Annotated in this window: 19 protein-coding genes and 1 pseudogene; 11 read left to right on the plus strand and 9 right to left on the minus strand. The window is 67.4% G+C overall.

Annotated elements, in window-relative coordinates; genetic code table 11:
* Nucleotides 1–42: 42 nt before the first annotated feature.
* From ACXJKM_RS25935 to ACXJKM_RS25960, 6 genes are all read right to left on the minus strand, one after another.
* Nucleotides 43–1,095 (minus strand): DUF2278 family protein, encoded by a 1,053-nt coding sequence (locus ACXJKM_RS25935; protein ID WP_457356081.1) that lies wholly within the window; start codon nt 1,093–1,095, stop codon nt 43–45.
* A 427-nt stretch (nt 1,096–1,522) separates the two neighbouring features.
* Nucleotides 1,523–2,614: a hypothetical protein gene (locus ACXJKM_RS25940; protein ID WP_457356082.1), complete on the minus strand. Its 1,092-nt coding sequence runs from the start codon at nt 2,612–2,614 to the stop codon at nt 1,523–1,525.
* Nucleotides 2,611–4,590: a bifunctional metallophosphatase/5'-nucleotidase gene (locus tag ACXJKM_RS25945; RefSeq protein WP_457356083.1), complete on the minus strand. Its 1,980-nt coding sequence runs from the start codon at nt 4,588–4,590 to the stop codon at nt 2,611–2,613. The genes ACXJKM_RS25940 and ACXJKM_RS25945 overlap by 4 nt, the downstream gene beginning before the upstream one ends.
* 17 nt (nt 4,591–4,607) lie before the next feature.
* Complete coding sequence (locus ACXJKM_RS25950; RefSeq protein ID WP_457356084.1) at nt 4,608–5,159, minus strand: PEP-CTERM sorting domain-containing protein; 552 nt, start codon at nt 5,157–5,159, stop codon at nt 4,608–4,610.
* 530 nt (nt 5,160–5,689) lie between these two features.
* Nucleotides 5,690–5,887, minus strand: coding sequence for a hypothetical protein (locus ACXJKM_RS25955; protein WP_457356085.1), 198 nt, complete (start codon nt 5,885–5,887; stop codon nt 5,690–5,692).
* A 131-nt stretch (nt 5,888–6,018) separates the two neighbouring features.
* A complete protein-coding gene (locus ACXJKM_RS25960) occupies nt 6,019–6,336 on the minus strand; it encodes a hypothetical protein (protein WP_457356086.1) in 318 nt (105 codons plus the stop codon).
* Between the two features lie 172 nt (nt 6,337–6,508).
* Here ACXJKM_RS25960 and ACXJKM_RS25965 point away from each other — a divergent pair, with 172 nt between their 5' ends.
* Together ACXJKM_RS25965 and ACXJKM_RS25970 are read left to right on the plus strand one after the other, a co-directional pair.
* Nucleotides 6,509–7,021: a hypothetical protein gene (locus ACXJKM_RS25965; protein WP_457356087.1), complete on the plus strand. Its 513-nt coding sequence runs from the start codon at nt 6,509–6,511 to the stop codon at nt 7,019–7,021.
* 293 nt (nt 7,022–7,314) lie between these two features.
* Nucleotides 7,315–7,965 (plus strand): annotated as a pseudogene (locus tag ACXJKM_RS25970) (CHAD domain-containing protein); the annotation flags it as partial.
* A gap of 1,114 nt (nt 7,966–9,079) precedes the next feature.
* Here ACXJKM_RS25970 and ACXJKM_RS25975 read toward each other — a convergent pair.
* The gene (locus ACXJKM_RS25975; protein WP_457356088.1) at nt 9,080–10,099 is read right to left on the minus strand and encodes a transporter; all 1,020 of its coding nucleotides are present in this window, start codon (nt 10,097–10,099) and stop codon (nt 9,080–9,082) included.
* 259 nt (nt 10,100–10,358) lie between these two features.
* On the opposite strand from ACXJKM_RS25975, the gene ACXJKM_RS25980 reads away from it, so the two are divergent.
* The gene (locus ACXJKM_RS25980; RefSeq protein WP_457356089.1) at nt 10,359–10,628 is read left to right on the plus strand and encodes a hypothetical protein; all 270 of its coding nucleotides are present in this window, start codon (nt 10,359–10,361) and stop codon (nt 10,626–10,628) included.
* A 222-nt stretch (nt 10,629–10,850) separates the two neighbouring features.
* Here ACXJKM_RS25980 and ACXJKM_RS25985 read toward each other — a convergent pair whose 3' ends face one another.
* Entirely contained in the window at nt 10,851–11,354 is a 504-nt protein-coding gene (locus ACXJKM_RS25985) for a hypothetical protein (protein ID WP_457356090.1), read from the minus strand.
* 81 nt (nt 11,355–11,435) lie between these two features.
* Here ACXJKM_RS25985 and ACXJKM_RS25990 point away from each other — a divergent pair, with 81 nt between their 5' ends.
* Nucleotides 11,436–12,431 carry a Ppx/GppA phosphatase family protein gene (locus tag ACXJKM_RS25990; RefSeq protein WP_457356091.1) on the plus strand — a complete coding sequence of 332 codons (996 nt, stop codon included), beginning with the start codon at nt 11,436–11,438 and terminating at the stop codon, nt 12,429–12,431.
* 572 nt (nt 12,432–13,003) lie between these two features.
* On the opposite strand, the gene ACXJKM_RS25995 is transcribed toward ACXJKM_RS25990, so the two are convergent.
* Nucleotides 13,004–14,935, minus strand: coding sequence for a S8 family serine peptidase (locus tag ACXJKM_RS25995; protein ID WP_457356092.1), 1,932 nt, complete (start codon nt 14,933–14,935; stop codon nt 13,004–13,006).
* Between the two features lie 134 nt (nt 14,936–15,069).
* On the opposite strand from ACXJKM_RS25995, the gene gspG reads away from it, so the two are divergent.
* Genes gspG through ACXJKM_RS26030 form a run of 7 tightly spaced genes read left to right on the plus strand, consistent with a single transcriptional unit; the run spans nt 15,070 to nt 22,397 of the window.
* Nucleotides 15,070–15,495, plus strand: coding sequence for a type II secretion system major pseudopilin GspG (gene gspG, locus ACXJKM_RS26000; RefSeq protein WP_457356093.1), 426 nt, complete (start codon nt 15,070–15,072; stop codon nt 15,493–15,495).
* A gap of 5 nt (nt 15,496–15,500) precedes the next feature.
* Nucleotides 15,501–16,685 carry a type II secretion system F family protein gene (locus ACXJKM_RS26005; protein WP_457356094.1) on the plus strand — a complete coding sequence of 395 codons (1,185 nt, stop codon included), beginning with the start codon at nt 15,501–15,503 and terminating at the stop codon, nt 16,683–16,685.
* Nucleotides 16,682–18,220, plus strand: coding sequence for a GspE/PulE family protein (locus ACXJKM_RS26010; protein WP_457356095.1), 1,539 nt, complete (start codon nt 16,682–16,684; stop codon nt 18,218–18,220). The genes ACXJKM_RS26005 and ACXJKM_RS26010 overlap by 4 nt, the downstream gene beginning before the upstream one ends.
* Nucleotides 18,201–19,241, plus strand: coding sequence for a PilN domain-containing protein (locus tag ACXJKM_RS26015; protein WP_457356096.1), 1,041 nt, complete (start codon nt 18,201–18,203; stop codon nt 19,239–19,241). The genes ACXJKM_RS26010 and ACXJKM_RS26015 overlap by 20 nt, the downstream gene beginning before the upstream one ends.
* A complete protein-coding gene (locus tag ACXJKM_RS26020; protein WP_457356097.1) occupies nt 19,238–19,747 on the plus strand; it encodes a hypothetical protein in 510 nt (169 codons plus the stop codon). Before ACXJKM_RS26015 ends, ACXJKM_RS26020 begins: the two co-directional genes overlap by 4 nt.
* The gene (locus ACXJKM_RS26025) at nt 19,744–20,253 is read left to right on the plus strand and encodes a hypothetical protein (RefSeq protein ID WP_457356098.1); all 510 of its coding nucleotides are present in this window, start codon (nt 19,744–19,746) and stop codon (nt 20,251–20,253) included. The genes ACXJKM_RS26020 and ACXJKM_RS26025 overlap by 4 nt, the downstream gene beginning before the upstream one ends.
* Entirely contained in the window at nt 20,250–22,397 is a 2,148-nt protein-coding gene (locus ACXJKM_RS26030; protein ID WP_457356099.1) for a secretin N-terminal domain-containing protein, read from the plus strand. The genes ACXJKM_RS26025 and ACXJKM_RS26030 overlap by 4 nt, the downstream gene beginning before the upstream one ends.
* Nucleotides 22,398–22,401: the final 4 nt, after the last annotated feature.

Below are 22,401 nucleotides of genomic sequence, written 5' to 3' on the forward strand. Positions count from 1 at the left end.
CTCTCCCTCCGGTATTCGAGAATTGGCGCATGCGCCTCCGCGCTAGAACTTGACTGAGAAGCCCGGGTTCGCCACCTGCGCCTTGGTGTAACTGACACCATCGACCCGCAGACCCTGCTCGTTGACGACGGTGATCAGACCGCCCTTGTTGGGCAGCATGACCGGTGGCTTCAGAGTGATGCGCAGCGTGTCGCCGGCCACAATACTTCCGACCAGTGGCATGGCGTTCTTGTCCCGGTCAAGCAATTTCCAGCCCTGCAGATCGATGGTCTGCGAAGTGGTGTTCAGCAGCGTGACAGTCTCGATCTCGGGGGAGCGCGTCGGGTTGACCAGCGCCGCCACGATGCGCACCGCACCATCGGGCGCCTCGGGTCGCGGCTGCGTGCCCGGGTCAAAGGGATTACCTGGGTCGCTCGGATCCGACGGCGGGCCGCTAACGTCGCCGTCAAGGCGGTGGCCAGTCTTGTCGTCGCTGTGCCAGGTCTGGGACTGGAACTTCAGGAACACACCGACCCACTGGCTCTGTCCGGGGAAGTGCAGCAGCAGCGCGCCGTCCTGATAGACGCCATCGGTTTCCGTAAAGCGGCCGGCATTGGCCTGGTTCATGTGGATGTCGTGCACGCCATTGCCCGGCAGGAATCCGAAGATCTTGTCTTTCTTACCGTTCTCCGGACCCCAGCGTTCGCCGAAGGCGTAGAGCATCGCGTCCTCGTCGGCCATCGCACGCTGGATGTAGTGGTCGATCTTCTCGTTCAAGTCGTTGTCTGGGCCGGCGATGCTGGCGGGCAGTGGCACCAGCTTGCGCGGGTCGAACAGGTTGCTGCGAATGAAGTCGAGCGCTGGACCGCTTGGCTTGTTTGGCAGCACGTTCCAGCCGGTTTTCAGTTCTTCGAACTGCGCGAGGAAGGGATGCTGGAAGTGCGACTCGATCAGGTATTCGACCTCCGACGGCGCTAGCTGCGACGTCACGTTAACCGCGATGCGGTAGTCGTTTGTGTCATCGACGACATGGACCTGGTAGTGCGGGTTCTGCCCGGATCCCGGTTGCCTGTTGATGGGGCGTCCCTTGAGAACACCGTAGCTTTTGAGTGGCATGGAAACTACCTGGAGAGTGAACCGTCCAATGACGTTAGTCCAACAGTGACGTGCCGCAGATGACAACGGCGCCAAGAACCGCCAGGCGTACGCAACTTTGATGAGACGCGAGAGTCCCGCGCCCGACTGCCGCCGCACCGTGACAAATTCGCGAGGAAGGCCAGTGCCACCGGCTGCCTGCGCAGCGCCAGCGCGATTCCAATGCTGTGGCACTGACCGCCATCACCCGGAACAAGCTGCAAGGACGCGCCCCGCGAAAGGATGGCGAGCGTCAGCATGAGATCGCCGGCCGTGCGAAACAGCTACCTATTCGGGAAGCTCGGCAGCGGCTGCTTGCGCGTGGCGCTTTCGCGCTGGAACGTATCGCGGCAGACCAGGGCTGGCTTCAAGATGACTTGACCGGACGGATACGCTTCAGACGGGATGGCTAGCGCAACAGCTGGGCGACATACGGCAAGGCCGCTTCATAAACTTCGTCCGGCGTAACCGGCCGAGCGTCGGTTCTGGCTGGCACGGCTAGAAGCGGGACTACTAGCGCGGCCGGCAGCAGACGCTCTGCGCCGTCCCTCCCGGGCAGCGCCAGACCGACCAGTCGCCCCGCAGCGTCAAAGACAGGTCCGCCACTCAGCGCGGCACCGGCGGGCCAGCCAAGGGCTTGTGCGCCGCTGCGGTCGACACGGCCTAGGAAGCCCAACTGCAGCACCGGCCAGGCAGGCGCTGCGCTGTCAATACGCAACATGCCCAGGCGGGATGCGGGGCTACCGGCAAACACACGTAGGGGGACACGGCTCAGCGGGACGGCGGCGCCAGCGGGTGCCAGGGGTGGCTCGACACTCAACAGCACCAGACCCAGTTCAGCGAGAGCGGCATCTGCCGCCAATGGCCGCGCACGGCTCGCGCGGCCCAGACCATTGCGCAACCACAGCGCCTCGGCGCCGGAGACAGCGTCTGCCGGCACCAAGGCCAGGCGGCCGGCGTCCAGCAGCAGCCCCGTCGCGACTGGGCGGCTCGCGGCAGGCACGTCCATGCCATGGGGCCAGGGGCCTGGCGGCTGCGAGGGCAGCACCATGCTGGACGACAAGCCTTCCAGCAGCAGAGCAAGCGCGTCGTCGGCAGATTCACCGCGAGTGAGGTGCCGCTGCACGTAGTCGGCCTGGCCGGATAGCGCCAGCAGCCACAAGTGCAGCGCGCGCGCAGCCGGCTCGTCCCGGTGCGCAGCGGCGGAGTGGGCGGCGAAGGCCAACGCCTGGCGCATATGGCCGCCCTGGAGCTGCATCTGCAGTTGCAGCATCTCGGTGTCGGCTGCGTGGCTCATGCCAGCAGCCGTTTCGAGAGGCACCAGTGCCGCATCGGGCTCGCCGCGGGACAGGGCAGCGCGCGCCACGTTCAGGTGACGTTGGCGCGCTGCTTCCTGCGCGGGCGGCAGGGCGTCGTCATGATGCGCCGGCGCTGCTGTCGCCGCCGGCAGCGACAGCAGCGCCGCCAGCAGCAGGCCGGCCGGCCCGTTCAGCCGTCTCAAGGCGTGACGGTGATGCGCGGCTTGGCCAGCTCGGCGGCGGCGCCGTTGTACGCCGCAGCAGGTGCCTTGTAGCCGCTCAGGTAGGCAATGAGCGCATCAATGTCCTGCCCGCCGCCTACCAGGTTGGTGCCGCCCACCAACACGCTGAAACCGTCGCCACCTGTGGCCATGAAGTTGTTGACGGTGACGCGGTAGGTCTTGGTCGGGTTTTGCAACACGCCGTTGATGACCAGTTGTTCCGTCGGTCCTGTGGCCAGCGGCGGGACGAGTGTCAGGTCCTTGGGCGTGAAGCTGACGCTCTTGATGCGAGTGCCACAGCTGCCGCCGCTGGACCAGGTGTAGCTGAAGCCGTTGCTGACCTGCATGATGCGCTGCGCGATCTGGCCGTTGCAGCCGGAGAACTGCTGCTCCAGCACGTCCTTGATCTGCTGCTGCGTCAGCGTGATCGTCTGCAGGATGTTGCCGAACGGCTGCACCGTGAAGGCATCGCCGTAGGTCAGGCTGTACGGATAAGTGGCGCTGGAAGGTTTGACGAAGCCGGGGTTGCGCACGCCACCAGCGTTCATGAAGGCGATCTGCGCGCCGCCCAGGCTGGCGGGCTGGGTGGCGGCGAGCTGCGCGTCCGCGATCAGGTCGCCGGCTTGCATCTCGCCTGCCGCGTTGGCGCCGTTGCTCAGGTCGCCGGTGATCGTGGCGACGATGGCGTTCGCCAGGGGCGAGACGGCCGCCTTGTAGGCGCCGACGACATTGGCCACAGCCGGGTTGGCGGCGATGTGGTCCTGCGCGGCAATAACCACGGGGTCGGTCGCAGCCACGACGGTGCCACTCACGCGCTTGTCGCGGGCGACCAGCACGTTGTTTGGATTCACGTCGATGACGTCGCGCGTGGCCGGGTCGATCTTCAGGTCGATCTCGGTCACCATGCGGCCGAATGCGCTGGCGCTGGTCACCGGCACCAAGCGGCCGGACCTGTTCGGCACGCCGGAGACGCGCGGCGTTGTCGAGGCGCCGTTGCTGCTGACGTCGATAGTTGTCTTGGAGCAGTTGTAGGCCGCGTGCGTATGGGCACTGACGACCAGGTCAACGGCGTTGTCCAGGCGCTTGACGATGGCGCGGATGTCGGAGTCCGTGCCGTCGGCGTTGCGCAGGTCGCCGGTGCAGCCGTTGATGTCGCTGGCGGTGGGCTGTGTGCCGCCGCCGGTGATGAAGTTCTGGAAGCCCCCCTGATGGACCAGCACGACGATGGCCTCGATACCCTGGGCGCGCAGCTTGGGCACGAGCGCGTTGACGGTGTCGGCCTCATCCTTGAAATCCAGGCCGGCCACGCCGCTGGGCGTGACGACACCGGGCGTGCCCTTGAGCGTCATGCCGATAAAGGCCACTTTGACCCCACCAAAGTTCTTGATGCCGTATGGCGCCAGCAGCGAGCGGCCGGTGGCCGTCTCGATGACGTTGGCCGACAGCCACTGGAACTTGGCGCCGTCGAAGGTGCCGGGGGCCGACGAGCCGAAACCGCGGCAGCTGTTGGCATCGGGTGCGCCATTGGCCGCCAGCTTGCAACCGCCCATCTGCAGGCGACGCAGTTCGGTCTTGCCCTTGTCGAACTCATGGTTGCCGACGGAGGAGAAGTCCAGGCCGATCTTGTTGAGCGTCTCGACGGCGGGCTCATCGAAGAACAGCGCCGAGATCAGCGGCGAGGCGCCGACCAGGTCACCACCGCCGACCACGACGGTGTTCATGTTCTTGGCACGCATGCCGGCCACATAGGCACCCAGGAATTCGGCGCCGCCGACGTCCGGGCGGTTGCCAGCGTTGGCATAGGTGCCGACGGTGTTAGGACCGAAGGTGCCGGGAGACTCGAGGTTGCCGTGATAGTCGTTGAAGGCAACGATCTTGACGGTGATCGGGGCCGGGACGGCGGCTTGGGCAGCGCCAGCGAGCAGTGCTGCGGCGAGGGGAAGGAGCTTGAAGCGCATGTAAGTCTCCTCGGCGATCAGGCGTTGCGGCGGCGCATGCCAAGCAGCAGGCCAAGCCCGATGAGCAAGGTGGCATAGGCGGCGGGCTCGGGGACGGGGCTGACGGTGAGCTTGACGCCGCCGATGGAGGCGTTCAGCGGGCCAAAGGCATCCGTCGTCGACTGGAAGAGCAGGCCACTGATGACGTGGGTGCCGGCGCCCAGCGTGAAACTGCCGCGGCTGAAGTCGCTGTTGGCGAGCGCGGCGTCGGGGTCGAAGGTGATGTTGCCGGCGGAGTCGCCGTTGGTGGCTGCGCCGGTACTGCCCAGCTGCGCGGCGCCGTCGTAGACGTGGAAGCGGTCACCCGAGAAGCCGGTATCGACGACCGTCAGCGTGCCGACTTGGCCGGCGGCGATGGTCACCTCGAAGCTCAACGGTGCGCCGAAGTCGTCCTGCCAGCCAAAGCTGTAAGGAGCCAGGTTGGCGTCGACTGTGAAACCGGCCCAGTTGCCGTCGCCGGGAAGCGTGATGGCATGTGCGGATGAGAGCGCAGTCAGCGCCAGTGCGGTGGCGATAAAGGTGGAACGCATGAGGATCCTCGGGGGACGTGGGGATAAGGAATAGTCGACTGCAGCGGTGTCCCGCTGTTGACGTGCTCCAGCCCGGCGACGTGCCTTTGGAACCAGGGGCAGTGACCTTTGCGTGAATAAGCGCTGCCAGTTCGGCCACGTTTGATTTCATGAATTTTCAGGAGCAGCAGACCTCGATCAAGTGCTGAGCTGGACAAGCGAGTCCCAAACGACCCTGCAATGCACACAGACGAATCGGCGGGACGCTTCTTCGGTGTCGATCTTTTCCTGTTTGATGAGAAGTCGCCGGCAAGTCGGGCATCTGCAAATGAACGCCCGCACAACCCAGGTCGTCAGGCCTAGCGTACCCAGCACCATCGTTACAGACACCAGCAGCAGATCCCGCCGCGAGGTGCCGCTTCCGTTGTTCAGCAAGGCCGCGCAGGCAAACGCCACCAGCGTTGCAACAAGCAGCGCAAGTGCGAGCCATCGGGTGGTTTTCGCGTGCGTCGGGTGAAGGAGTCGCTTGATCGTTGGGCCGCTTGCCCCGGCTACAACACGACCCGGCGAACGTCGATTTCAGTGTCTTCCCAGGCCACGCTGTCGGCAATCGGCTCGACAACGGCGTGTCCGTCGGAGTTGAGCCCCAGACATCTTCTCGTCAGCTCGGTCAGCCACGACGTATGAAGCAGATGGTTCCCAAGCGATAGAACCAGCGCTTGAGGACGGTCATCAAGTTGGATCTGCATGCCGGCTCCACATATTGCTGCTGCAGTTTGCAGGTTCACCGTGACAAGCCTGCTCATCAGCGCGGGGCCAATCTGCTCCTCTCAGCTCATGCTGAGCCGTTCCCGAATGGACCACCGCTTGAGAGCCCGAGCTAGCGTGCTAGGTCGCGTTGCTCGTCAATGCCCTCGAAGAAGCTGCGCACCATTGGCCTGTCGCGGCGCTCGCCCAAACAGACGAAATGGGCGTAGGTTCGGGCCTCGGCGTCGGTCAGCTCGCTATAGGGCGCGGCGACAAAGCGCCGGTCACGCGAGAACTCCGCCAGAACACCGACGTCGGCGCGGTAGTCCAGCAGCCGCTCCAGCACGTTGAACGGGGCTCGTACGCCTCCCGAACCGTTGATGACAAGCAGCGCGGGCGGAGGGCGTTGATTTCGCGCGACACATCCAAACCCAGACATCGCGGCCGCCATGGTGTCCCGGCCTTCAGCGTGTCCGTTGCGCTTTCCCGCGGATGGCGGGTCGTTGACGCGGTGCAAATGGCATCACTGCAGTGACAGAAGTCACGCCGCAACGCTGGTTCATCGGGATGTCATCCGCGTCAAAGACGTTATGAACATGATGGGCGCGCCAAAAGGAGCCGTCATGTCCTCGCCCGCCACCCCCGTCAAGACCCAAGCTGCCCGCCAACTGCTCGCCGGTCCGCGCTCGAACCTCACGGTGCCGATGCGCATGCTCCTCATCAACGTTGACGGCCGCCGTCGCACGGTGGAACTGCAGGACATTGCGCGCTCGCTCAACCTCGCCCCTAATGCGCTCGAAGAGCTCCAGCGCGATGGATTGATTTCCGGCCTGGCTGAGCTTTCACATGCGCCTGAAGTGATGGAGCAGCCGCCCATCGAAGTCAAGGCAGCTCTGGCCCCGGCCTCCTCCGCCGACGATTTGCGTCGCTTGATGCGAGCCAAGATGTTCGCATTCGACCTTGCCTGCCGAATGCTGGCCGGCCGCGATGCAGAGCTGCGCGCAAGTGCGCGCGAGGTCAATAGCGAATCGCGCTTTCTGGATTGGCTGGCCGAGGCCTCGACCCGCATTGAGACAGCGTCAGATGGCGAGCGCGCGCAGTTGTTTCGCGACCGGGTGGCGCAGGCGGCGGCGTAGCAGCGGGCCTGTAGCGCAGTCGTTTCTGCAATCTGCTCCCTTTTGGCCTTCAGGGTCTTGTGTCATATGGCTTTGAGCCGCCTTGAAAAATCCATATGCTGCACCGCAACATCTGATCTTCTGTAGCGCTTGTCTCCTCCACCGCCTCCGGTGGATTCACCCCTGTCGGCGAGGGCCGGCGGGGGTTTCTTTTTGGCTCTTTGCGCATTGATTCGTGATGGCTCACGTTTTGAGCCTGTGGGAAGGGATATTGGCTCGCACGGCCCCGGAGTCTGGGGCGACGGGAGTCACAGATGCGCAGCCGAGAACTCAAGAGGATGCTGGCCGAGGTATCGAAGCTGACGCCGGGGCAGCGGCAGGAGTTGATGCAGGCCTTGAGCGGCGCCGACGAGGTCGTGCAGGTCGTACAGACGGTGCAATCGCGTCCGCTGGCCTGCCCGCACTGCCAAGGTGAGCGCGTGGTTCGCAATGGACACGCCAGCGGGTTGCAGCGCTACAAATGCCGCAGCTGCACCAGGACCTTCAACTCGCTGACCGAGACGCCGCTGGCTCGGCTGCGGCACAAGGGGAAATGGGAGCGCCAAGCCGAAGTGTTGCGCCAGGGCTTGAGCGTGCATCAGGCCGCGGACACCCTGTCGGTGGCTCCCAGCACGGCCTTCCGCTGGCGTCACCGCTTCCTGCAACTGGCCCAGGGCGTGAAGGCCCGAGTGCTGCAAGGCGTGGTGGAGGCCGACGAGACCTACTTCCTGCGCTCCAGCAAGGGCCGGCATTTCGAGGCGTTGACACAGGACGAGCAGCATCGTGCCCGCAAGCGGCTGAAGCGCCTGCGCTACCTCGCAGAGTTCGTCGCGCCACGCTACAAGCGTGTGGCTATGAAGCGCTATTTGGCCGCCCTGGAGCCCGCGCAAGATGCGCTTGGTGCGCACAACGACGCCGTCGTCGCGCTGGAACGCTATCGAGCGTTGGCCACCACGGACCGGGATGCGCTATTCGCTGTCGGCTGGCTCACGGCCAAGCTGGAACAGACTGCTATCGATGGCCGCCATGCCTTGAAGGCGCTTGACGACGCTCAGCGATTCTGGCGCTAGGTGCGGAGCCGACGTTGCTCGTTTTGCGGGCAGTGGGATGGCCTGCGGCCCCTGACAACCACTTACGCGGTGCCGTCAGCGCTTATCCACAGGGTTGCCCACCATGGGCGGGTACAACTTGGCTATGTGAAAGCGCCGCGTGGACACGTGCCAGCGCATCGCGGGCACCACGTTGTCGCCCCTGCATCTGTTCAAAGACCTCTGGCAATCCGCCGTGAACGCGGGTCAACGGTTTGTCGAGCTGAGCGATCCAACTTGACAGGCACCGGTCGACAAGACGGAAGGCGCTGACCCGTTCCTGCTCCTGGGCAGACATGAATACCTCCAGCAATGACCCAACGGGGTAGCCGTTGAGCTCAGGCCGAAGGCTGGCCAGTTCCTGGAGCAGGGCATGGTCTGAGGGGAATACAGGGCCGGGAGCCCGGATGACGTTCAATGTGATGTCCCGTGCGCGTTCGTACTGCAATCTAGGCGCCGCCGACGGGCGAGTCCATCGGCGAGGTGCGGTATTTGGCATTCTAGGAAACCCTAAGACTGTATGTGTCACCAGCCGTCGCGAGGCGTGCCGTTCCAACCCTGTGCATGCCGAATGGGGGCACGCGAATTGCCACATTGCCGCGCACTTCGGAGCCCCATAAAACCACCTTCGTTCACCAATCCGTGCAACCGCCGACGCCGAAGGCGGGAAAGGAGTCAGCGACCGACTCGAGTGATGCCGGCCGCGAGCCCAACGCACCTCGTCCAGACTGGCCCGCGCCGGGTCTCGTCGGGAGCTACGGGCCACTCGTTGAAGGGCCGCTGCCAGATGACAAGGACGGCGCAGGCGCCGACGAACGGAAAAAGCCTTGAGCCTTTAGCGCGCCTGCGAGGCCATGGGGTTTGCTCTCATCCGTTGCCCCACCCCGGTGACCAAGATGGAGGCGGGGAATCAAAGCAGAGGTCCAGTCCTGGATTGCGCATGGCGTGCTCGCTACTCGCGGCGCCGGAACGCCAGCCAGCCCGCCAAAGCCGTGAAGATCATCAGCATCACGAAGATGACCGCGAAGCCGTAAGGCGCCTCGTTGAACGGGATACCGCCCACGTTCATGCCGAACAGGCCCGTGCAGATATTGATTGGTAATCCCAGCACGGTGATCACCGTCAGCGTGAACAGGCTGCTGTTGGTCTGCTCGCTCACCTGTGCGGCGATCTCTTCCTGCAGCAGCTTGATGCGYTCCTGCAGCGCCRYGAGGTCGCGCAAGACCAGTGAGAACTCCTCGGTGCCCTGGCGGAGGTCTTCCAGGTCACGCTCTGCAATCCAGGACGGCGGCTGCCGCAGCAACCGGAACATGGCACCTGGTTCCGGGGCCAGCAGCCTTTGCAGCCGCACCAGCACACGGCGCAGCTTGCCGAGGTCGGCGCGTCGACGCTGAAGCTTGCCTTTCTGCAAGGTGTCTTCGATCGTGTCCACCTGCACGGTGGCGTCGCGCACGATGCGCACCAGCACATCGCCTTGGTCGTGCATCAACTGGTTCAGCAGTGCCATCGAAGAGTCGAAACGGTGACCATCCTTGACGGACTGGCGCAGGCGGTCGATCGATTTCAAGGGATGGCTGCGCGCGCTGATGGCCATGCGCTCGGTGACGGTCATCCACAGCGTGGCGATCTCGGACGGGTCGAACGAGAACTCGTAGGCGACATCGTTGACCACCGCGACCAGATGATCGCTGGCATCTTCGATCCGCGTCGAACGCGAGYCGTCCCGCAGCGCCTCGAAGAATTCAGGAGCCAATGCGAGATGAGCACGCATCCAGGGTTCGGCCGACACATCGCTGAGGTTGAAGTGCAGCCAAACGAAGGCGCCTGCAGCGTCCGGCGATGCGTCCGTCTGTGCACTGGCAATCCAGATGCGAACCTCTTCAAGTGATATCGGCCGTCCTGGCGCGTCTGGCGAAAACAGGTAGCCGCAGATCAGCCCGTTGGGATCCGAACCGTAATTGGTAGTTGCCATGTTGTCCTACTCCTTGCGGCTGGATTGTCCGTGTCGCAAGACGGGATTCGTCGAGCCTGCACGCCGCGTCACGGTCGAGCGACTACGGCGCAAAGCGATACCCGACGGTCGCGGCACCCGGGGCGTGCTGGACTTTGAGACAAGCCTGAGCGATCGAGAAGCCCTAGGCACAGAACGCGGTACTTTCCGTCACGCACCTCAGTTGCGCCGTTGATGGCGATGCATACCATTGGGCATTGCTCCAAACGGGAGGATGTGCATGCACGATCCGCAAGACGGTGATGAAACCATCACCCAGGCTGTCTATGGCGTCGACGGGCAGCTCTGGGTCAGCATCTCGAAATCTGCGCTGGATTCCCGCTTCGGACCGGGCCCGGTTGGTGCTGGGCCGGATGCGTCCCATCAGGCGGCAGTGCTGACCTTCAATGCCAACCATGAGGTCATCGCAGCGGCCGCCGACAAGAAGCGGCAACCCGGTGAAGCTCACGGCCGGGAGAATCCGTTGCGTCTTGAACGCGACGATCTCTGAGGCCGATCAAGAGGCATCTCACCTTCTCCGTGGAAGGTGACTTCGGTTGGGCGGAATGTCAAGCCGATATGGCGCCCGAGCGTGCTGCGCAAACATGACCTGCAACTCGCTCGATTCACAGCGCTGTTGCGAATAGGTAGGTGCCATCTCGGCGTTGGCCAAGTGTGATCCGATGCACGGAGGATGGACGACCATCGAGCGACGCATCCGCACCGACCCGGGTCATTCTCCCTTCTTGGCCTTGGGGCGCCCGGTCTTGACGGTGGGCACGGACGTCAGCGCGCGCAGCAGGGCAGCGTTGTCGAGACTGGCCAGTAGCTTGACGCCAGCGCGCAGCAGCTCGCTCTTCTTGGCGTGGTGGGCACCGGCCAGCGCGCGTTGCTTGAGCTGGCTCAGCAGGGCGTATTCGTCCGACGGCATGGTGAAGCTGTCGCGCACCAGCTTGACCTTGGCGGTCTTGGCCGGGGACGCTGGCTTGGCCGCCTTGGTGGTTGGCTTGGAGGCCTTGGCCTTGGCTGCGGGCTTGGTTGCAGGTTTTGCAGCTGGTTTGGCTGCGGGCGTGGCAGCAAGCTTTGCGGCACGCTTTGCCGCTGCCTTGGCTGCGGGCTTGACCGTGGCCTTGGCTGCGGGTTTCGCGGCTGCGCGGGGAACCTTGGCGGCGCGGAGCTTGGCGGTGGCCTGGACCGGCGCTACTGCCTGGCCTGCTTTTTCAACCATGCGGGTCATGTCATTTTTCCTTCATCTGAAAACCGTATATTCAGTTTACACAGTTTCCGACTCGGCCTGCAGGGCTGACGACTTGCCGACATGCCCGACCTGCTGCCTTCTTCCTCGCCCACGCTGGCGGCCATCGATCTGGGGTCCAACAGCTTCCGGCTCGAGATCGCCCGGGTCACGCAGAACCGCTATCAGCGGCAGGTGTGCATCAAGGAGATGGTGAGCCTGGGAGCGGGACTGGACTCGCGTGGGGTGCTCTCGCGCGAGTCCATGGTGCGCGGCCTGCGGTGCCTGCAGGGCTTCTCGTCCGAGCTGGTTCGGCACGACCTGGCCGGCGCGCGCGTCGTGGCCACGCAGACGCTGCGCGAGGCCAGCAACCGCGACGAATTCCTGCACCGTGCCCAGACGCTGCTGGGCCTGCCCATTGACGTCATATCCGGGCACGAGGAAGCACGGCTGATCTACGCTGGCGTGGCCTTCATGCACCCCTCGCCGGGTCGCCGCCTGGTGGTGGACATCGGCGGGCGCTCTACCGAGATGATCGTCGGACAGGGTGGCGCACAGCGCGTGACGCAGTCGTTTCCTGTCGGAAGTGCCAGCGTCGCGCATCGCTTTTTCCCGGGCGGCCGAATGACGGAGGACGCATTCCGCGCAGCCCAACTGGTCATAGGCGAGTCCGTGTGTCAGGCGCTGGCGCCCTTTGCTGCGGTCCACTGGGACGAAGCGTTGGGCGCTTCAGGAACTGCCCGCAGTCTGTCTTGCGTGCTCAAGGCCACGGGCGTTACCGATGGCGCCATCACGCCGAAAGCCCTGCGTTGGCTGATCAAACGTTGCGTGGCCGCAGGGCATGTGGACAAACTGGACCTTCCCGGCCTGAAGCCGCACCGACGCGGCGTGCTGCCCGGCGGCCTCTCGATCCTCTACGCCCTGGTCATGCATTGTGGTATCCGACGGATGCTGCCGGCGAAGGGCGCGCTTCGCCAGGGCGTCATCGTTGATTTGCTCGGGCAACCCAAGCGGAACGCGGACGTCGGGACCACCAGTGTGCGCTTGCGCAGTCAGGTACCAAAGCTGGCTGCAGCTTGACTGGGGCGAATCGTTGAAGTCGGCTTGGCTGGCGACCAGCGTAGCGCACCGGAAAAGGGGCTCAAGTCGCCGGAATGATCGTTCGCACAGCTGGCCGTGGCGCCCACGCAGCCGGACTGGTCGCTGCGCCTGCCGCGCCGGACAAGGTGCACAGCAAGCATCAGGCTGGGTGCTCAAGACCTGCTGAACCGGCCGCTCAGGTGGGATCGGAATATGCACCCACGTCGCTGATGCGAATCGCCGTCACGAAAAATTTGGTCATCAAAGGCCCGCCATCCGATAGGACCTACTGGAAGCCTGGCGGATGCGACCGACGCTTCGCGAGCTGCACATACCTCTCGCGGGCCAGGCCAAGAACGTAGGACGCTTTGCTGAGCCGTGACATCGCTGCTGAATCACCAGGCCGCCATCGCGCAAGGGCGGCGCTGTAGAGGCGTTGGGCGGTCAACACGCGGCGATTCGCCTGAAGCATTGGGCTGGGTCTCATGGAGCCTCCAGGGCCGGTAGCCGAAATATGCCACCAGAGGCTGACGGCCGGGGGTGCTACATGCTTTCTGCGCCCAGAATCAGGATCAGCCCCTCTTGCGACGCGGGCGCTGAAGGCCGAGACCTAGCGTCGGCGATGCCGCCACGATTGAACCGCCCCGGGTTTCGCGTCTGGGTCGCGGCGGGGGCAGCATGGCTGCTGCGCCCGCCAGCCCGAGCAACCACCAGCCTGAGGCTGCACCGCCGCCGCCCGAGGAGGGCGCCGGCGATGGCGGGTTGGGTGTCGGCGGCGGTGGGGGAGCTGGCGGTGGAGGCGGTGGAGGCGGCGGTGTCAGCGGAATGGGCGTGCTGCCCTGCGCCTGACCGCAGCGGCTCAGGTTGTTGCTCTGCAAGCCCAGCGAGCTGCGCGCGGGCGCGGCATAAGTCGTCGGCGCCAGCGCGAACTTGACGGCCTCGGCCGCGTCGAGAAGGCCGTCCCCGCCGGTGGTCGCATCCAGCGTGCAGCGGCTGTTGTTGGTCGTCGTGCAATAGCCCAGCGCATAGGCTGTCACGTGCGGCCGCGCGCTCGCCTTGAGGCCAGCCTCGACCTGGGTCAAAGTCAGGTTGGGATTCGCCGACCACATCAGCGCAGCCGCACCCGCCACCAGGGGCGCGGCGAAGCTGGTGCCACTGACGGCGCCATAGCCAGCGACCGATGGTGCCGTCTTGCCGGTGTTGATGGTCGATACGACGCCCGTGTCGGCCAGCTCGATGTCGCAAGTGCGCTGGTAGTTGCCGTCGCCACCGGGTGCGACCAGCTGCACTTCCTTGCCGAAGTTGGAATAGAGGGCCTTGTAGCCCTGGCGGTTGGCGGCGGCAACGCCGAAGACGCCGCTGCAATTGGCCGGCCGGCCGACCGCGCTGCGCAGGTTGCCCGCTGCGGCGACGATGAGCACGCCCTTGGCACGCAGTTCGGCGATGGCGTCCTGGTAGAGCCTGCCCGCCGCCGCGACGTCAGGGTTGCTGTCCGTCGTGCTGCAGGAGGTCACGCCGGCAAAGCCGATGACCAGCACCTTCGCCGGGTTCGGGTTCGCCGGCACACCCGCCACGCTCAGGCCCGCGGCCCAGCGCATGCCGTCGACCATGTCGGCCACCGAAGCGCCGCATTTGCCCGACACGCGCACCGGCAGGATGCGCGCATTCCAGTTGATGCCGGCCACGCCGCCGGCGTTGTTGGTCACCGCGCCGAGCTGGCCGGCCACGAGGGTGCCGTGCCAGCTGCTGCTGTCGTTGACCAGGCAGCCGTCCCACAGCGCCAGGTTGCCGTCGTGCTCGGCCTGGCTGAGCGCGTCGCCGGGATCGTTGGCGCCGGCGCTGCGGCCCGTGCCGCCGTTGTTGGCGTATTCGGGTTTGCTGACGAAGTTGTAGCCCGGCAGCAAGTTGGCGTTCAGGTCGCCATGGGCGGTCACGCCCGAGTCCAGCACGGCGACAACCGGCGCGGCCGAGCCCGTCGTCGTGTCCCATGCCTTGGTGAAGCCGGCGGCACCAGCGTTGGTGGTGTCGTTCTGCTCGTCCAGCCACCATTGGGCGGAACTCGGATCGGTGGGGCGGAACAACGGGTCGTTGGGCACGGCCGCGCGCTGCTCATGCGAATCGGGCATGGCATGCGCAAGGCGGGCGTCGGCGCGCAGCGCGGCCAGCCAAGCCGCCTTGGCCGAGACATCGACGTCGGCGCCCGCCTGTAGCCGCCACCAGCCGGCGCCCAAAGGCCGCTCGGCCTTCAGCGGCAGGCCGGCGTCGGCCAGCACGTGGCGCAGCAGCGCCTGCTGCTGGACGCTGTCGCGGCCAGCATCAACGAGCTTGACGATCAGCGTCGTGCCCTCGCGGGACTGCGGCGCGGCCACGGCCGGCCGCATCTGCGTGGCCAGGCCGACGGCCGAGACGGCCACCGTGGCAACGGTCGCCGCTGCAACGAGCTGGGTGAAACGAAGCCCGCTCGTGGCGGGCCGGGGCGGTGGGGTCAGAGGCAGCTTTTTCACCCGGCCACCTTAGCCAGCTGCGGTGAAGCCGCCATGACATGAGCCGATCGGCTCATTGGCGGCGTCATCTGCCCTTCATTCATGTCGCGGTCACTGCGGCTTCCTAAGCTGCGCCGCCCTGACCCATTCGGACCATGACCGCCCCACTCCGTCCCAAACGCCCCCGCGGCTTCACGCTGCTGGAGCTGCTCGTCGTCATGGTCATCATCGGCCTGCTGGCCGGCTATGTCGGCCCGAAGTTCTTCGGCCAGATCGGCAAGAGCGAGGTCAAGGCGGCGCGCGCGCAGATCGACGCGCTGACCAAGTCGCTGGACCAATTCCGTTTGGATGCCGGCCATTACCCGAGCACGGAGCAGGGCCTGGCCGTGCTCGTCACCAAGCCCGCCGATGAGCCAAAGTGGGCCGGTCCCTATCTGAGCAAAGCCTTGCCCAAGGACCCCTGGGGCAATGACTACCAATACCGCTCGCCGGGCGAGCATGGCGACTACGACCTGCTGTCCTTCGGCAAGGACGGCCGCCCCGGCGGTGAAGGCGAAGACGCCGACCTCGTCTCCTGGTGATGGCGATGCCAGAGTTCGACGTCCGCTACCTCGACGCCCAGCGCCAACCGGCGCAGGCCCGGGTGCAGGCGTCGGACGCCAGCGGCGTGGCGGCGGTGCTGGGCCTGTCGCCGGCCGCACTGCTAGCGGTCGAACCGGTTGAAGTCAAGCCGCTGAAGGCCAGCGGCGGCCGCTTCCCGCGCCGCCAGTTCGCGCAACAGCTCGCCGTGCTGCTGCGCGCCGGCATCCCGCTGCTGGAGGCCCTGCAAACCCTGCAGTCGCAGGACAACCCGCCCGCGGTCAGCGCGGCCCTGGCCGGCGTCGTCGCCCGCATCCAGCTCGGTGAAGCCTTCTCGGCGGCGCTGGCCTCGCAACCCCAAGCCTTCGACGCCCTCTTCGTCGCCGTCGTCGAAGCCAGCGAACGCAGTGGCAAAGTCGAGCAGGCGCTGTTCGAGCAGGCCAGCTATCTGGCCTGGGCCGAGCAGCTGCGCGCCAAACTCGTCGCGGCGGCCATCTACCCAGCCATGCTGATCGCCGCCGGCACGGTCGTCGTGCTGTTTTTGCTCGTCTTCGTCGTGCCGCGCTTTGCCGGCCTGCTCGAAGGCGTGGGCGGTGACCTGCCCTTGGCGTCCCGCGCGCTGATCGCCGTCGGCGCCTTCAGCGGTGCCCATCCGCTGGCCCTGCTGCTGATCGCCGCCGGCCTCATCGCTCTGCCCCTCTGGGCCTGGCAGCGCGGCTTGCGCGAGGCCCTGCAGGCGCGGCTGTGGCGGCTGCCGTTGATCGGCCCCAAGCTGCATCTGCTGTCGCTGGCCCAGCTCTACCGCTGCCTGGCCATGCTGCTGCTGGCCGGCGTGCCCATCGTGCCGGCCCTGGTCAACGCGCGTGGCGTGGCCGCGGCCCATCTGCGCGCCGCGCTGGACCGCGCGACCGAAGCCGTGCGCCTGGGTGAACGCCTGTCGGGCTCACTGCAGCGCGAGGGCCTGACGACGCCGATCTCGCTGCGAATGCTGCGTGTGGGTGAGCACAGCGGCGAGCTGGGCGCCATGCTGGCCCAGGCCGCAGGCTTCTATGACGAAGAGCTGTCGCGCCTGTCCGAACTCATCACCCGCCTCGTCAACCCCGCGTTGATGCTGATCATGGGCCTGGTCATCGGCACGGTCGTCGTGCTGATGTATCTGCCGATCTTTCAATTGGTGGACCAGGTGCAATGAACGCCCACGTCGATATTTCGCCCGACGTGCTGGAGCGCCTGCCCGCATCCGATGCGCCGTGGACCCTGGCCTTCGAGCCCTGGCCCCACGCCGATGCGCAGCGCTGGCGCGCGGTGATGGCTCAGTCCGCACGCGGCCGCCTGGCGCTGCTGGCCGACCGGCCGCTGGAGCCGCTGCTGCGCCTGCGCATCGAGTCGCGACTGAAAAAGCCCGTGCTATGGTGGCCCTGCGAGCCCGCCGAGATTGACGCGCTGCTGGAGGCCGGCGAGGTCGACTACCGCGCGCTGGGCTCCATGGTCGAGAGCTTCGGCGATGGCGCTCAGGCCGAGGCCGCGCAGGAACTGTCGGCCTTGCACCTGGCCGAGCAGGCCAGCCCCGTCGTGCGCCTGCTCGACGCGACGCTGTACGACGCGCTGCAGGACGGCGCCAGCGACATCCACTTCGAGTGCCAGCTGCGCGGCATGAAGATCCGCAGCCGCATCGACGGCGTCATGCTGGACGTGAAGACCATCGATGGCACACAGGCCGCCGAGCAGCTGGTGTCGCGCTTGAAGGTCATGGCCGAGCTCGACATCGGCGAGCGCCGCCTGCCGCAGGACGGCCGCTTCAAGCTGCGCGTGCAGGGCCGCGAGGTCGACTTTCGCCTGTCCATCATGCCCAGCGTCTTCGGCGAGGACGCGGTGGTGCGCGTGCTGGACCGCGCCCAGGTGGAGGCACAAGGGGTGCTGACGCTCGACGCCCTCGGCTTCGAGCCCGAGGCGCGTGCGCAGATCCGTGCCCTGGCCCGCCAGCCCCACGGCATGCTGCTCGTGACCGGCCCGACCGGCTCGGGCAAGACGACGACGCTCTATGCCGCCATCAGCGAGGTCAACACCGGCCGCGACAAGATCATCACCATCGAGGACCCGGTCGAGTACCAGCTGCCCGGTGTCGTGCAGATCCCCGTCAACGAGAAGAAGGGGCTGACGTTCGCGCGCGGCCTGCGCTCGGTGCTGCGTCACGACCCCGACCGCGTCATGGTGGGCGAGATCCGCGACACCGAGACGGCCCAGATCGCCGTGCAGGCGGCCCTCACCGGCCATCTGGTCTTCAGCACGGTGCACGCCAACAACGCCTTCGACGTCGTCGGCCGCTTCATGCACATGGGGCTGGACCTCTACAACGTCGTCTCGGCGCTGAACGGCGTGCTCGCGCAGCGCCTTATGCGCATCAACTGCCGCCACTGCCTGGTGCCGCTGCCCGCCACAGCCGGGCAGCTGCGCGACCACGGCCTGCCCGAGGATGCGCAGCTGCAGCAGGGTCGTGGCTGCTCGCACTGCCGCAGCACCGGCTACAAGGGCCGGCGCGCTGTCAGCGAGCTGCTGTGGCTGGACGACGAGCTGCGCGACCTCATCGCCAGCCGCGCGCCGCTGGGCCGCATCAAGGAGATGGCCCGCGGCCGCGGCATGCGCTCGCTGCGTGACGCCGCCGTGGCGCTGGTGCTGCGCGGCGACTCCACGCTGGAGGAGCTTGAGCGTGTCACGCTGGCGGACTGAGCGGCGGCTGCTGGCGGCTGATTTCGCGGACTGGTGCGCGGCCCACCCGGGTGCCCGAGTCGAGCTGTTCGTCGGCGCCGAGCGCATGCACAGCCTGCTGGTGCCCGAAGACCTGCCCCTGGCCGACGAGGCCGCTCTGCTCGGCTATGCGCGCCTGCAGTTCACGCACTACTTCGGCCCCGCGGCCCAGCACTGGCCCCTGGCGGCCTGGCCGCGCGGCGCCTGTGCGCTGGCCGATGGCAGCCTGGCCGAGTTGCAAGCGACCGCCGCCGCGCATCGCGTGCGCATCGTCTCGCTGCGGCCGAGCTGGACGCTGGCACCGGCGCAGGACGGTGGCACGGCCGTCATCGACGAGGGCCTGCTGACCTGGCTGCGCGGCGAGGATGGGTGCCTGGTCGAACTGCAGCAACGCCATGTCGACGACGAACTGTTGAAGGAGCTGGCCGGCGCGCACATCGCCCACGCCCGGGATCTGCTGGCAGGCCCCGGTGGCCAGCCCGGTCCCGACTTCATCGCCCAGCCCTCGCGCGCCCGGCCGCTGCTCTGGGCCTGGGCGGCGACGGCCGCCGCGGCCTGCGCCCTGGTCGCCGTGCAGGCCCAGGGCCAGCGCGAGGAGGCCCAGCGCCTGGCAGAGCAGTCCGCTGTGCTCGATCGCCTGGCCCGCCCGGCGCCTGCGGCCAAGCCCGCACCACCCAATCCCGCCGCTCGCGGTCGCGCCTGGGCTGCCGCCCGCCAGCTCGACACCGATTGGCCCGCGCGCTGGACCGAACTGGAGCGCGCCCTGCCACCCGGCCTGCAGCTCGCCGCCCTCGACCTGGACGCCAAGACACTGCGCCTGGAAGGCCAGTCCCCTGCGGCCGAAGCGGTGACGCAACTCGTCGACCGGCTCGCGATGCAGGCGGCACCGGGCGAAGAGGTCGTGCTGACGAGATTGCAACGCCCGGATGCCCCAACAGCGACGCCCGCTGACGCCGGCCCGCTGCGCTTCGAACTCGTGCGCCGCAGCGGAGGGCCGCGATGAAGCGCGCGCTGCTGCTCGCCCGTCGCCTGGGCTGGCCCGCCGCTCTCGCGGCCCTGCTGACGCTGGCCGCCGTCATCGGCGCGCTGTGGTTGCCGCGCCAGCAGGCGCGGCTCGACACCCAGCGCCAGGCCCTGGCCGCGCGCCGCCTGGCCCTGCAGCGCAAGCCCGCCCCACCGCCAGCCGACGCCAGCGCCTTCGCCCGCAGCCTGCCGCCCGACAGCGAGCGCCAGGCGCGCACGGCGGCCCTGCTCGCGTTGACCGCCGAGCAGGGCCTGCCCTGGCCGCGCAGCGAGTTCCGCTACCAGGCCGACCGTGAGCTGGGCCTGGCCCAGTACCGCATTGCGATGAGCGTCGCTGGCCGCTATGGCGCGCTGCGTGGCTTCGTCGCCGAGGCGCTGCGGCGTGACCCGGCCCTCGCACTGGAAACCCTGCGCCTGCGCCGCGAGGCCAATGGCGAACTCAAGGCCGAGCTGGCCTGGGTGCTGCACATGCAGGCCACGAAATGAAGCGCCCCGCTCCGCGCCAGATCGCGCTGCTCGCCGCACTTGGCATCAGCCTCGCAGCGACGGCCTGGGTTGCCGGCAATGACGAGCCCGAGACCGCTGCACCGGCAGCGCGGCGTGGCGTTGCAAGCCCGAAAGCCGCTGCGCCGCAGGACTGGCCCGGACCCGCTTCGAGCACGCGCGAAGCCTGGCCCGAAGCCGACGTCGAAGCGCGCAGCGCCTGGGGCGAAGCCGCCGCGCCAGCCACCGCCGTTGCCGCTGCGGCGCCTGCTCCCGCACCGGCTGCTGAGATCGAAGGCGCCACGCCGCCCTTCCCCTTCGAGCTCGTCGGCCGCATGACCGACAGCCGCCCCCGCGTCATCCTCAACGGCGCGCAACGCAGCCTGGTGCTCGGCGTCGGCGAGGTCGTCGATGGCCAGTGGCGCATCGAGGCCATCGAGGCCGGTGGCCTGCGCCTCAAACGCCTGCCCGACGGGCCCAGCCAGTTCATCGCCTTCCCGTCCTCATGAAGCCCCTTTTTCTCCTGTCCCTGGCCCTGTTGCTCACTGGCTGCGCCAATCCCACGCTGCGCGAGGCCGACACCCTGCAGCGCAGCGGTGACCACGAGGCCGCCTTGCGCCTGCTGACCGAAGCCAGCCGCCGCGAACCTCAGGACCTGGCCCTGCGCAGCGAACTCGCCCGCCAGCGCGAACGCGCCTTGCTGGTCCTGGCTGGCCAGGCAGAGACGGCGCGCGCCCTGAACCAGCTCGATCTGCTCGACGCGCTGCTGCAGCGCATGCGCGCCGTCGATGCCGGTGCACCGCGCACCCGAACCCTCGCACTCGCTTTGGCGCGCGCCCGCACCCACGAGGCCCGCCTGCGCGAGGCGCAGGCCCAGTTCCAGGCCGGCCAGCTCGATGCGGCGCGCGCCGCCGTGCAACAGGTTCTGGCCGAAGACCCCGGCCAGCCCCAGGCCCTGGCCCTGCAGCAACTGCTTCGCCAGCGCTACAGCCCACCGCCGCTGCCTTCAAGCCTGGCTGCGGCCTACCAGAAGCCCGTCAGCCTCGAGTTTCGCGACGCGCCGCTGCGCACCGTCTTCGAAGCCATGGGCCGCGGCGCCGGCGTCAACTTCGTCTTCGACAAGGAAGTGCGCGGCGACGCCAAGGTGACGATCTTCTTGAAGGACGTCAGCCTGGACGAGGCCATGCGCGTCATCCTGGCGACGCAGCAGTTGGAGCGCAAGCTGCTCAACGAGCGCTCGGTGCTGATCTACCCGGCCACGGCGGCCAAGCAGCGCGAGCACCAGGAGCTGGTCACGCGCACCTTCTACCTGAACAACGCCGACGTGAAGCAGGCCCAGGCCCTGGTGCGCATGATGGCCAAGACGCGCGACGTCTTCATCGACGAGCGGCTCAACCTGCTCGTCGCGCGCGACACGCCCGAGGTCATCGCGATGGTCGAGCAGCTCATCGCCGGGCTGGACCTGCCCGAGCCTGAGGTCATGCTGGACGTGGAGGTGCTGGAGGTCAGCACCGACCGCACCGCCGAGCTCGGTCTGCAGCCGGCCACCGACGCGCAGTACGCCCAGCCCAATGCGCCCGGCCTCGTGCCCTGGAGCAGCCGCGGCAACTTCCTGACCCTGGTGGCCAACCCCATCGTGACTGCGCGGCTCAAGGGCAGCGCGGGCGCTTCCAACACGCTGGCCAACCCCAAGCTGCGCGCGCGCAACCGCGAGAAGGCCAAGGTGCAGATCGGCGACAAGGTGCCGGTGTTCACGAGCACGTCCACAGCCAACGTCGGCGTGTCAACGGCTGTGACCTATCTCGACGTCGGCATCAAGCTCGAGGTCGAGCCGACCGTGCAGCTCGACAACGAGGTCGTCATGAAGGTCAACCTCGAGGTGTCGACGCTCGGGACCAAGGAAAGCTCCGGCGGCCCGCAGCCGGCCACGGCCTACCGCATCGGCTCGCGCAATGCCAGCACCTCGCTGCGCCTGCGCGACGGCGAGACCCAGGTGCTGGCGGGTCTCATCAAGGCCGAGGATGGCAAGGGCATCAGCGGCGTGCCCTATCTGTCGGAGATACCGCTGCTGGGCCGCCTGTTCGGCGTGCACACCGACACGCGCAGCAAGACTGAGATCGTGCTGCTGATCACGCCCCATGTGCTGCGCAACCTCAGCCTGCCGGACGCCAGCCGCAGCATCCTGGCCTCTGGCGTGGACGCCAACCCGGGGGCCGAAGGCGCGCGCATCCGGCCCGCGGCCCAGGTGGCGGTGCCGATGTCCGGAGCGGCGCCGGCCACCGCCGCCATCGCTACCGCTGGCACCGCGGCAGCGCCCATGGACGCGCTGCGCCTGTCGGCTACCAGTGAGGCGGTCGTGGGTGACATGGTGTCAGTGACCATCCTCAATCCGACGGCCTATGTCGCCGAAGGCGAACTGGCCTATGACCCCTCGCTGTTCGCGCCGGCGCAGGCAGGCACGGCGCCGAATGGCCGGTTGCGCTTCAAGCTCGGCCCGCGCGGTGGCCAGGGCGTGTTCGTGCTGCGCGCCCTGGCCGCGGCGGCCGGCCAGGCGGCCGAGTTCACCTTGGCCGGCGCCACCGGCCGCGACGAGCAGGGCAGCAGCCTGCCGCTGCGCAGCGAGGGCCAGGCCCGTGTCGCGGTCGAGAAGTAGCGGC

It is taken from the genome of Roseateles sp. P5_D6, from assembly GCF_054049415.1.

Coding starts and splice junctions, on each gene's coding strand:
- ACXJKM_RS25955 (WP_457356085.1), bottom strand. CDS start 5,887: ATGCAGATCCAACTTGATGACCGTCCTCAAGCGCTGGTTCTATCGCTT.
- ACXJKM_RS26025 (WP_457356098.1), top strand. CDS start 19,744: ATGAAGCGCCCCGCTCCGCGCCAGATCGCGCTGCTCGCCGCACTTGGC.
- ACXJKM_RS26010 (WP_457356095.1), top strand. CDS start 16,682: ATGAACGCCCACGTCGATATTTCGCCCGACGTGCTGGAGCGCCTGCCC.
- ACXJKM_RS25985 (WP_457356090.1), bottom strand. CDS start 11,354: ATGACCCGCATGGTTGAAAAAGCAGGCCAGGCAGTAGCGCCGGTCCAG.
- gspG (WP_457356093.1), top strand. CDS start 15,070: ATGACCGCCCCACTCCGTCCCAAACGCCCCCGCGGCTTCACGCTGCTG.
- ACXJKM_RS25990 (WP_457356091.1), top strand. CDS start 11,436: ATGCCCGACCTGCTGCCTTCTTCCTCGCCCACGCTGGCGGCCATCGAT.
- ACXJKM_RS26030 (WP_457356099.1), top strand. CDS start 20,250: ATGAAGCCCCTTTTTCTCCTGTCCCTGGCCCTGTTGCTCACTGGCTGC.
- ACXJKM_RS25980 (WP_457356089.1), top strand. CDS start 10,359: ATGCACGATCCGCAAGACGGTGATGAAACCATCACCCAGGCTGTCTAT.
- ACXJKM_RS25960 (WP_457356086.1), bottom strand. CDS start 6,336: ATGGCGGCCGCGATGTCTGGGTTTGGATGTGTCGCGCGAAATCAACGC.
- ACXJKM_RS26005 (WP_457356094.1), top strand. CDS start 15,501: ATGCCAGAGTTCGACGTCCGCTACCTCGACGCCCAGCGCCAACCGGCG.
- ACXJKM_RS26020 (WP_457356097.1), top strand. CDS start 19,238: ATGAAGCGCGCGCTGCTGCTCGCCCGTCGCCTGGGCTGGCCCGCCGCT.
- ACXJKM_RS25950 (WP_457356084.1), bottom strand. CDS start 5,159: ATGCGTTCCACCTTTATCGCCACCGCACTGGCGCTGACTGCGCTCTCA.
- ACXJKM_RS25945 (WP_457356083.1), bottom strand. CDS start 4,590: ATGCGCTTCAAGCTCCTTCCCCTCGCCGCAGCACTGCTCGCTGGCGCT.
- ACXJKM_RS25965 (WP_457356087.1), top strand. CDS start 6,509: ATGTCCTCGCCCGCCACCCCCGTCAAGACCCAAGCTGCCCGCCAACTG.
- ACXJKM_RS25935 (WP_457356081.1), bottom strand. CDS start 1,095: ATGCCACTCAAAAGCTACGGTGTTCTCAAGGGACGCCCCATCAACAGG.